This is a genomic window from Mycobacterium sp. RTGN4 (assembly GCF_033804635.1).
Classification (GTDB): domain Bacteria; phylum Actinomycetota; class Actinomycetes; order Mycobacteriales; family Mycobacteriaceae; genus Mycobacterium.
The window spans coordinates 606,513-617,256 of the sequence record NZ_JAPZLB010000002.1; the positions used below are offsets into that span (position 1 = coordinate 606,513).

At 64.9% G+C, this 10,744-nt stretch carries 9 protein-coding genes; 8 read left to right on the top strand and 1 reads right to left on the bottom strand.

The features are described 5' to 3' along the window. Positions 1-3 precede the first annotated feature (3 nt). Positions 4-702, top strand: coding sequence for an MIP/aquaporin family protein (locus SLQ30_RS06815; protein ID WP_319447330.1), 699 nt, complete (start codon positions 4-6; stop codon positions 700-702). A gap of 565 nt (positions 703-1,267) precedes the next feature. Continuing rightward, the gene (locus SLQ30_RS06820) at positions 1,268-2,086 is read left to right on the top strand and encodes a hypothetical protein (RefSeq protein ID WP_319447329.1); all 819 of its coding nucleotides are present in this window, start codon (positions 1,268-1,270) and stop codon (positions 2,084-2,086) included. A gap of 6 nt (positions 2,087-2,092) precedes the next feature. On the opposite strand, the gene SLQ30_RS06825 is transcribed toward SLQ30_RS06820, so the two are convergent. After that, a complete protein-coding gene (locus SLQ30_RS06825) occupies positions 2,093-2,347 on the bottom strand; it encodes a hypothetical protein (RefSeq protein WP_319447328.1) in 255 nt (84 codons plus the stop codon). 87 nt (positions 2,348-2,434) lie between these two features. On the opposite strand from SLQ30_RS06825, the gene SLQ30_RS06830 reads away from it, so the two are divergent. From SLQ30_RS06830 to SLQ30_RS06855, 6 genes are all read left to right on the top strand, one after another. Beyond that, a complete protein-coding gene (locus SLQ30_RS06830) occupies positions 2,435-3,205 on the top strand; it encodes a FadR/GntR family transcriptional regulator (protein WP_319447327.1) in 771 nt (256 codons plus the stop codon). A gap of 30 nt (positions 3,206-3,235) precedes the next feature. Beyond that, complete coding sequence (locus SLQ30_RS06835) at positions 3,236-4,825, top strand: class I adenylate-forming enzyme family protein (RefSeq protein ID WP_319447326.1); 1,590 nt, start codon at positions 3,236-3,238, stop codon at positions 4,823-4,825. Positions 4,826-4,898: 73 nt separating this feature from the next. Continuing rightward, entirely contained in the window at positions 4,899-5,672 is a 774-nt protein-coding gene (locus tag SLQ30_RS06840; protein ID WP_319447325.1) for a class II aldolase/adducin family protein, read from the top strand. Between the two features lie 13 nt (positions 5,673-5,685). Continuing rightward, positions 5,686-6,954, top strand: a complete 1,269-nt coding sequence (locus SLQ30_RS06845) for an amidohydrolase family protein (RefSeq protein ID WP_319447324.1) — start codon at positions 5,686-5,688, stop codon at positions 6,952-6,954. Positions 6,955-7,040: 86 nt separating this feature from the next. After that, on the top strand, positions 7,041-7,727 hold the full coding sequence (locus tag SLQ30_RS06850) for a hypothetical protein (RefSeq protein ID WP_319447323.1): 687 nt from the start codon (positions 7,041-7,043) through the stop codon (positions 7,725-7,727). Between the two features lie 655 nt (positions 7,728-8,382). Next, positions 8,383-10,623 (top strand): hypothetical protein, encoded by a 2,241-nt coding sequence (locus tag SLQ30_RS06855; protein ID WP_319447322.1) that lies wholly within the window; start codon positions 8,383-8,385, stop codon positions 10,621-10,623. Positions 10,624-10,744: the final 121 nt, after the last annotated feature.

Sequence of the window (10,744 nt, forward strand, 5' to 3'; positions counted from 1 at the left end):
CGCATGACAAACAAAACCCTCCCCAAGTTCACTCACTCCTTCGAAACCGCCACCGAGGTCGGTCACCGAACGGCCGTCAAGTACGCGACCGAGGCCATCGGGACGCTCCTGCTGGTGTTCACCGTCGGCGCCGTGACGCGAGGCGGCAGCCCGCTCGCGCCGCTGGCGGTCGGCGCCGTGCTGATGGCCATGGTGTACGCCGGTGGACACGTCTCCGGCGCGCACTACAACCCGGCCGTCACCGTTGCGGCCTTCGTGCGTGGCCGCATCGGGCAGCGTGAGGCCGTCGGCTACGTGGCCGCTCAGGTGGTTGGCGGACTGATCGGCGCAGCGCTCGTCGGCACCGTCGTCCCGCAGGTCCCGAGCGCACCGCTCGCGCCGTCCGGGCACATGCTCGTCGCCGTCTTCGTCGCCGAGATGCTGTTCACGTTCGCGTTGAGCTACGTGGTGCTCAACGTCGCCACCAGCAAGGACCACCCCGACAATTCGTTCTACGGGCTGGCAATCGGCTTCACCGTTGCGGCAGGTGCCATCGCCGTCGGCGGTGTGTCGGGCGGCGTCTTCAACCCCGCCGTGCTGATCGGCGGCGCCGCAATGGGAATGTTCGCCGGGTCGACGCTGTGGGTCTACCTGTTGGCCCAGGTGGCGGCGGGCGTTGCCGCAGGCTTCACATTCCGCGCGCTCAACCCCGGCGACGGGTAGTCCACCGCAAACCACCCGGCCCGCCCTTCGTCTGCCTCGGCAGGCAGAGGGCGGGCCTCACGGCCTGGACGGTGAGAGCCTCGAGAAGTGGCTGGCTCGTCGCCCGCGCGCCTTGGCCGCGATGACGTGGTGGGCAGCGCGCTGAGGCCAGCTACCGGTTGCGGTTCGGCCGGGCCGAGCGCGCTGCAAGCCGGCTGCGTGGGTGGCGGAACCGTTGGGATGGTTGCTCCACGGCTGGGTCGGATGGCTCGTATCCGGTGGTTGAATCAACGAAAAGCGCTGCGCAGAAGTACTTTTGCGTATGTGACGCAAGTGGCTTGTGATGCCAAAGCGACGAGCGGCCGCTTTCGCTCGGCCGACCCGTTCGGGGTTTGCGCGTGCCGCGTTCGGGCGGCTATCGTGATCCGATGCAGCAAATAACGTTGCTGTAACGAAATGAAATTACGGAAATTGCTGGTCAATAGCACTAACAGACTGCTATTCTAGTGTAGCTGTTTGAAGTCTTCAGTGCCGACGGAGACGCCCTAGCCACCCGGTTTCCCGAGCACTATGGAGTACGTCGCGCATGACGACAGTCACGGCTATCAACCCTGCCCAGTCCACCGACCGCCACGGGCGCGTCGCCTGTTGGGATCCCGTCGCCGAGTGCACGCTCATCATGGCCACGCCGGCCGCCGAGCCCGAACTCTTCGCGGCATACCACCGCGGTGCCGTCGCGAACTACGCGCGATTCGGAGTCAGCGATGCGCTGGATTCCGACCTGCAACGGTGTGCGGAGGACACCGCGCTGTTCTGGACGCTGACGGACCTCGACGGTCGAGTCGTCGGTGGCGTGCGGGCCAAGGGTCCGCTGCGCACCCCCGAGGATGCGCACGCGGTGGTCGAGTGGGCGGGCCAGCCCGGTGAGGACGAGGTTCGCGCAATGATCGCAGCGCGCATCCCGCTTGGCGTCCTCGAGATGAAGGCGGCTTGGCTGGACAAGGACCCAACGCCTGGACGGCTTCGATCGAAGATCATCGCGCGCAGCGGGTTTCACGCAATGGCGATGCTCGGCGTCACCTTCTGCATGGCCTCGTCGGCGGCCCACATCCTCGAGCAATGGCGCTCGTCTGGCGGGGAGGTGGCCCCGATTCCGGCAACGCCATACCCGGACGACCGCTACGAAACCAAGATGATGTGGTGGGACCGAAGGACCTTCACCGCGCACGGTGACAGCGAACAGGTCGACGCGATCTTTCGCGAGATGGCGCAGGTCCAGCGCAGTACGCAGTCACGGCGCGTGGCCGGGTTGATCCAGCCCGCGCCGTCGCATGCGCTCCACCATGCGGGCGGGCGCGCGCAGCGGCGCCCGTGGCAGCCTGCGCCGGAAGTGGCCAACGCCTGAGCCGGGCTAACGGGTGGTCGGCACCCGCGAATGTGGCGCCGTGTCGGGAAATCGCCGATGCAGACCATTGATCAGCCGGTGCGTCTCGTGCAGTTCCCGCCGCAATGTCCCGGCGATGGGGTCTCGGCGGTTGGTGCCGCGGGCACGTGCCCGCCTATTGCGCTCATCGGCGGCTTCGAGCTTGTTCGAGATGTCGGAGACGTGGCCGTAAAGCTCTCTCAAGAATGCCCGCGCTTGGGCGCTCCCGGGTTCATCGATCACCTTAGGATCTTCTCACCCATTCTTAATGTGCGCTCATTTCGAGTCGCGAAGTGATGCAAATCATTTGGAAGCGTAGATACTCGGTCCGTGGCAGAACCAACGGTTCAGTTCCGGCGTCTCGCCGAACAGGTTGCTGACCAACTCCGAAGGCGCATCCTGCGCGGGGACCTCGCCGACGGCAGCGTGCTCCCGAAGGAGGACGAGCTCCTGCTCGAGTTCCCGGTCAGCAAGCCGTCGCTGCGCGAGGCGATGCGCATCCTCGAAGCCGAGGGGTTGCTGAGGGTTCGGCGCGGAAAGCTCGGGGGTTCGGTCGTGCGCCGGCCCAATGCGGCGAACGTGGCGTACACGATCGGCTTGGTGCTCGGTTCTCAGGAGGTCGGACTCTCGGATGTCGCAGGCGCGCTGCTTCAGGTCGAGCCCGCGTGCGCGGCGTTGTGTGCCGCCCGCCAGGACCGGAGTAGCTCCGTCGTGCCTGCGCTGCGGAAACTGCACGCCGAGTCGGTCGAAGCGGTGGATGACCTGCTGCTGGCCACGTCCGCGAGCCGCCGGTACCACGAAGCGCTGGTCGAACTGTGCGGGAACCAGACGATGATCATGCTGGCCGGTGCGCTCGAAATGCTGTGGTCAGCGCATGAGACCAGCTGGTCGAGCCGCGTGACGGACGGCAGCATCGTGCCCATCGACGAACGCCTTGCCGTGTTGGAGGACCACCGGCTGGTGATCGACGCGATCGAGGCGGGCGATGCGCGGCGCGCACACGACCTCGCCGCGGCGCATCTGGTCAACGCGCAGCACTACCCGGGTTCGTCGGGAGTCGTCGACCCGTCGATGGTGCGCAACTGGGCGCCCGACCATTGACGCGAGAGCTCATTTTCATATGATTTGGTGATGGGCGTCGACGGAGCCGCTGTCACGACGGCCGAAGCTGCGCGGTACCGGGCCGCAGGGTGGTGGTCGGACACCACCCTGTCGGAGTGCGTGGGCCGCAACGCGGCGTCCTCGCCGGACAAGCAGGCCTTCGTCGACTTCCCCGATGGACTTGCGCTGAGCTGGCGCGAGTTCCACCACGCCGCCACCAACCTGGCCCACCAACTGCTGAGCCACGGCGTCGGACCCGGGTCCCTGGTGGCCGTATGGCACCAGGACAACGCCGCGATTCACGTCCTGCTCGTCGCGATCGAACGCTGCGGCGCCGCGACGCTAGGACTCGGGGCGCGGGCTGGCGTTCGCGAAGTGGCCCAGATCCTCCGAACCGCGCAGCCCGCGCTGTTGGTCACCGACGTCAAGCACGTGCAGTCGGCGGCGCGCGCTGCCGCCGAGGCGGATCCGGTGCTGCGGGTCGTCGCGTTTGGGGACGAACTCGTACTCGACACACACCCGCCCCTCGAGAGTGGTCTTCAACCCGTCGGGCCCGACGACGTCTTCCTGATCAACTCAACCTCGGGTACCACGGGGCTGCCCAAATGTGTTGTCCACACCCAGAATCGATGGCACTACTTTCACCAGAAGGCCGTCGCCAACGGCGAGCTCACGTCCACCGACGTGTTCCTCCCGGTCATCCCCACGCCGTACGGGTTCGGAATCTGGACCTCCCACACCACGCCGATATACCTGGGTGCGACGACCGTGCGGATCGAACGCTTCAGCGCAGCGTCGACGTGCGCGGCGATCGAACGACACCGGGCCACCGTATTATGCTGCGTCAGTACGCAGTTGGCGATGATCATTGCCGACAAGGCCGCTCGCGAGCGTGATCTCAGCAGCCTGCGGGTGGTCTTCACCGGCGGTGAACCGTTGCCGTACAGCCAGGCCGCCGAATTCGAGGAGCTGACGGGCGCCACGATTCTGCAGTTCTACGGCTCCAACGAGACGGGCATGCTGAGTGCCACCAGCGTCGCCGATCCGTTGCACCGCAGGCTGCGTACCGCGGGTCGGATCGTGCCCGAGATGCAGGTCCGGCTCTTCGACGGAGAACGCGATGTCACGGAATCTGGTCGCGGACAACCAGTTTGCCGCGGGCCTGCGCTCAGCCTCGGCTACCTGGGTGGCACCGACCATGACAAGCTGTTCACCCGCGACGGTTGGATGCGGATGGGCGACATCTGCGAACTGGACGCCGACGGCTATCTCAGCCTGGCCGGCCGAACGTCTGATTTCATCCTGCGCGGCGGGAAGAACATCAGCGCCGTTCAGGTCGAGGAGGTGGTGGCGACTCATCCAGCGGTGGCAGTGGCCGCGGCCGTCGCGATGCCCGACCCGGTGTTCGGCGAACGGGTATGCGTATTCGTCGAACTCAAGCACGCCGACGTGCTCGACCTGCCGACGTTGGTCGAACACCTGCTGCAGCAGGGCGTTTCCAAGGAGTTGCTGCCCGAGCGGCTCGAAGTCCTCGACGAGCTACCCCGGTCATCGGGCGGCAAGGTCGCCAAAGGCGAACTCCGCGAGCACATTCGATCAGTACTAGGAGTCGAGACATGACTTCACGAAGACGAGCGCGAGTGAGGATCGCAGCGAGGAACGAGCGAGGACCGGAGCGAGTGGGAGTCGAGACATGACAACAGAGCAAGTGCGCCGGGGCGGCCTGGAGGTATGGGCCCCATCGAAGGTGCCCCCCATAGGCGTCGACCTCACCGAGGAGCAGGCGCTGGCGGTGGCGTTCCGTCACCTCGCCGGGCTGGGCTTCTCCGAGAACATGGCCGGGCACATCACCTGGCAACTGGACGGACAGACCGACATGCTGGTCAATCCGTGGGGGCTGTGGTGGCAGGAGCTCACCGCATCGGACATCTGCGTCGTCGACCAAGACGCGCGCGTGGTTCGCGGCCGCTGGGACGTCACCCCCGCCATCCACATCCACACCGAACTGCACCGGCTGCACCCCGACGCGCGTGTGGTGATCCACAACCACCCCTACTACGTCAGCGTGCTCGCAGCACTCGGCGTGCTGCCCGAGCTGGTCCATCAGACCGGCGCGCTGTTCCTCGACGACATGTTCCTCGTCCCGGATTACGACGGCGAGATCGACGAACCCTGGCGGGCAACCGAACTCGTCAAGCAGGTGGGGTCAGCCCACATGGTGCTGCTGGCGAATCACGGAGTCATCATCACCGGCCGGAACATCGAAGAGGCCGTCTACCGGGCCGCGTCGATCGAGCGCGTGTGCAAGCTGGCCTACGACGTGATGCTGACGGGCCGCACCCCGTCGCAGATGAACCGCGGTGACATGGTGGGCATGAAGGCGTCGCTCATCGAACGCGCAGCGGACGTGTACTGGGCCGGGGCTGCCCGGATGACCATCAAAGCCGACCGCACCGTGCTGAGTTAGAGAGGCAACCACCATGGCTTCCATCGACGAGCTCCAAGGGAACCTGAACTTCACCACGGCCAAGACCGGCGCCGACCGAACGGTGACGTTCCTGCCCGAACCCGAACGCGCCGAACGGCGTTACACCGTCATCTCCGTCGACGACCACATCGTCGAGCCGCCGGACACGTTCGAAGGCCGCGTCCCACGGAAGTTCGCCGACCGCGCACCGAGGGTGGTCGACACCTCAGACGGTGGGCAGACCTGGATGTACGACGGGCAGTCGCTGCCCAACGTCGGCTTCAACGCGGTCGTCGGCCGACCGGTATCCGAGTACGGCTTCGAGCCCGCCCGGTTCGACGAGATGCGCCGCGGCGCGTGGGACATCCATGCCCGCGTCAAGGACATGGACCTCAACGGCGTGTACGCCTCGCTGAACTTCCCGTCGTTTCTGCCTGGTTTCGCGGGCCAGCGACTGCAACAGGTGACGTCCGATCGCGAGCTCGCGATGGCGTCGGTGCGGGCGTGGAACGATTGGCACCTCGACGCGTGGGCCGGCCCCTACCCGGACCGCATCATTCCGTGCCAGCTGCCGTGGCTGCTCGATCCCGAGGTCGGCGCGAACATGATCCGCGAGAACGCCGCTCGCGGATTTCACGCGGTGACGTTCAGCGAGAACCCGGCGCTGCTCGGGTATCCGACCATCCACTCGGGCTACTGGGATCCGCTGCTGGCGGCCTGCGCCGAAACGGGCACGGTCGTGAACCTGCACATCGGGTCGTCGGGGACGTCGCCGTCGACCACCGATGACGCACCCCCGGACGTGGCTGGCGTGCTGTTCTTCGCCTACGCCATCACCGCGGCGGTGGACTGGTTGTACTCAGGGGTCTGCACCAGGTATCCGGACTTGAAGATCTGCCTGTCCGAAGGTGGGATCGGTTGGGTGGCAGGGCTTCTCGACCGCCTCGACCACATGCTGAGCTACCACGAGATGTACGGGACGTGGCGGCGCCTTGGCGAGCAGCTGTCGCCGTCGGAGGTGTTCAAGCGGAACTTCTGGTTCTGCGCCGTCGAGGACCAGTCGTCGTTCATCCAGCACGAGCGCATCGGCGAGGACAACATCATGCTGGAGGCCGACTATCCCCACTGCGACTCAACGTGGCCGCACACTCAGCGCACCATTCACGAACAGATTCGCGGACTGCCCGATTCGATCATTCAAAAGGTGACCTGGGAGAACGCCGCGCGGCTTTATCAGCACCCCGTGCCGGCCGCCATTGCGCGCGATCCGAATGCATTTTAAGCACTGACCTGCGGAAACGTGTAATTCAATAGCCTGAATTCGTCAAGATTGTCGCGTTTATAACGGTTTGATATACAGTGCCTTTCGTGGGGCGGCGCAAAGTAGCTAGCGCTCGGCGGAAGTCGTCGGGCTTGCTGGCTGTGGCCATAGCGCCGGTGGCGGTGATGTTCGCGCTGGGTGCCGACGTCCATCCGCTGGCCGCCCAAACCCACGTCAAGCCCGCAGTCGAACGTCTGGCGCCGGCAGCCGACACCTCGGGATCGTGCTGCATGCAGGTGGTGGCGGCGACGCCAGCGGCGTTCGCGGCCACCGAGCATGCGGGGTGGGTGGTGAGTTCGCCTGCCGTGCAATCGGTCTCGGCATCGCGATTGCGAATCATCGACATCCCACAACTGCTCCCCGCTGGCGACGCGCCCGAACGGGGCCTGCAGGTGAAGACCATCCTGGCCTCGCGCGTGATCAGCGTGGTGTTCCCCGAGATCCACGACATGGGTGGAGTTCGGCCCGACGCGCTGAGATGGCATCCCAACGGCTTGGCCCTCGACGTGATGATCCCCAACCCGAGTAGCGCCGAGGGCATCGCGCTCGGAAACCAGATCGTGGCGTTCGCGCTGAAGAACGCTGATCGCTTTGGACTGCAAGACGCGATCTGGCGCGGCGTCTACTACACCCGCAATGGGCCACGGGGTTCCATCGCCGGTCACTACGACCACGTGCACATCACCACCACCGGCGGCGGATACCCCACCGGCGGCGAGGTGTACTACCGCTGAGCTTGTGCGCCCTCTTGAGATGTGCCGCGTTTGCGGTGTAGGGCGCTAGATTCGTTGGCTGGCATCGTGGGCCAGCGGCCGTATTCAGCAGAGTCGGCGTGTCGCCCCTGAGGTGAACCCAGGTGGACCTTCGGGTAGGGCTGTCCCGTTTTCGGGTCGCGCGGGCGACCTGTTCGCCGCACTCCAGCCGTCCGAACGGCGTGGGTGCTAGCAGCCCCTGACCGCTTCGGCTCTTTCTATGTGCAAATTTCAGCAAACAATAGTGCGCGGCGCTGTGACGCACATCACTGCCGTCGCCACTGCGTAGACGTGCAGTTATTTGACTCGGCAAATTGAGCGCCGACGGCCCCTCGGAGGGCTCGGGCTATCAAATCACCGCCTGTGTCAAAACCGCCACAGCAACCTACTCAACCGTAGGTATGAGATTCGCTAGCTGACGCGGCGGTTCGCGCCGATCAAGGCTCTCACCAGTAACGAAACAATTGACGTCACCGCTATTTTCCTTGCGAGTGAGCTGTAGTTGAAGTTGGCGACAATTTTGTCAGCAAAATTGTGATCTGGGCAACATCGGGTGTTACGGTCCTGAGACCAGCCTGAGATGAGTCCTGAGGAGATCGGTCACATGGGGTCGAAGCATCGCAAACAGAGTCAGCGTGTGAAGAGAGTTGCGCTCATCGGTGCAGCTTCCGCAACGGCGACATGCCTGACTGTCGGCGCGGCCCCGCCGCCGCCAGCCCATCACGCGGTGTCTTCTGTGCCCGTCGCGCTCGCCGCATCGACGGGTCCCAACTACACCGAGCTCATCGAGAGCTTGTCGAATAGCACGAATAATGTGCTGTTCGCGTCGTCGAACTTCCAGAACGCGCTGACGAGTCTGACGAATCCGATCGCGGCGGCCTCTGGTGGCTTGCTACCGACGTTCAACTCGAGCGTCTCGCAGGACAACATTGCGACGCTTACTGGTCTGCTCGACTTACTCAGCCGACTGCTCGCCAACCCGGACCTGGACAATATCCCAGGGCTTCCGGCCGGGTCGCTCACCACGATCCTCAGTGCTCTGGCACCGGGCTTGGCACCGGTGACGGGGACTGTTTTGCCCGTCGTCAACAACCTCACGGGGACGTTGTCCGGCACCCTCGGCGCCGTTGCGGGCGTGTTGACGCTGCTGAACAACATCAACGGCGCCATCGACACCATTAACTTGAACCCCGCTACGCAGCTGTTGGGTATCCACATTCCGCCACTCAGCGGAATCCTGGACCTCAACAATCTGCTGAACAGTCTGCTGGGGATCACGGGGTCGATGACCCATTACACGTCGGGCATCTCGTGGCCGTTCTTGGGTATCGACGGATCAACCACCGTCGACAACACCATCGTGCAGTTGCCCAGCCTGACCTTGGACGAGCTGGTAGGCAACGTGCTCTCCACGGTCAATGTGTCGAACATTGACCTCGGGCCGCTGGGAGGGCTGACGGGGTTGGTACTCGCACCGCTGGCAACCGCCTTGAATCTGCCCGGCTTGTCGGGTGGGTCGCTCGACTCCCTCGTTGACGGTGCCGTCGGGAACTTGCTCAACCCACTACTCGACCCGCTGAACGGAGTCGCGACACCCTCAGTAACCGCTTGGCTCCCCTCCGCTTCGGGCAACTACACGCTGCCACTCGGGGGATCGCTCGGCTATCTCGCGACGATGCCAACCATTGCGATCGGCCCGCTTAGCTCGCTGACGGGTGGTCTGCTGCCGCCGCTCATCCCGTCCAATCTCGTCGACGTGAACTCCGAAACCGTCCTCGCCATCCCGCTCTTTGCGGGCGGCCTGACGCTTCCGCTAGGCCTCGCGTCGTTGGCGACCGTGGGTACGCCAGGGATCCTGTTCCCGACCGCCACCGGGCTCACCACGATCGGTGGCGTGTCCGTCACGGCGCTGAATCTTTTCGGGCTCCCAGTCTTCACCAACACGAACCTTCAACTCGCGAACTACTACGGCACCAACGGAATCGACTGGAGCAACGGGCAGAACATCGCAACAGTGCTGGGTCTACCTGTGGTCTATTCGTTGGGTTCATTCAACGTCGGCGACGACGGATTCGGATTCACGGGGCCATCGTTGTTCGGCGTCGGGCTCTTTCCGAAGTTCCAAGTCGGCGATGCTCCGACGCAGCAGTCTTCGGACGGGCTCGTTGGCAGCACGGTGCTGAACACCTTGTTCACTGCGGGGCGGTTGGTTCCGACCCAAACGACCAGTGTCACTCAGCTGCTCGGCATTCCCGACGTGGGTGGCGCACTGGGCAGTGCCGTCCTGGCGCCGGGGTACACCGCCCTCGTCACGCCGTTCGCGACGCAGTTCACGAACTTCCTCAATGAGAACGCCGGCTCGATCGTCAACGGAGGTGCCAACGGCTTCGAGCAGTTGACCGCCGCCATCGAGAGCTTCTCAGAAGGGCTGCCCGGCGCGCAGAAACAAACGGTGCCGCCAGCAGGGGAGTCGGCGCAGACGTTGACGACGCAATCGACTATCCAACCGCTCGCGAAGTCAGTCGACCCGACTCCTACCGTCGAGAAGCAGGTGGTGGTCACGGACACCAAGGACACGACCGACCCCATCAAGAACGTCCAGAATCAGGTGCGGGACGCGAACACTCAGATCACGACCAACATCACGGCTGCGCAGGCGAAGACCAAGGCGGCGGTGACGAAGGCCTCGGCCGACATCGAGAAGTCCGCCAAGAAGGCCGGCGCGACGCTCAACAAGATCGCCAAGGACGGCGAAGCACAGATCAAGAAGACCGCCGACGGGGTCAAGAAAGCCGTCAAGGACACCGTCAGTCATGTGAGCGACGCCGCAAAGGCCGGCACGGAGAAGAAGACGGAGAAGAAGAAGGAAGCCGCGTAGTAAGCAGAACGTCAGCGTCGAGGGGCCCCCCGGCGAAACCCAGGGGGCGGGGCAGGGGGGGGCCGCCCCCCGTTTCGGGGGAGCCCGGGCCCATCAGGGGTGTGCCCGGAGCGCGGGGGGC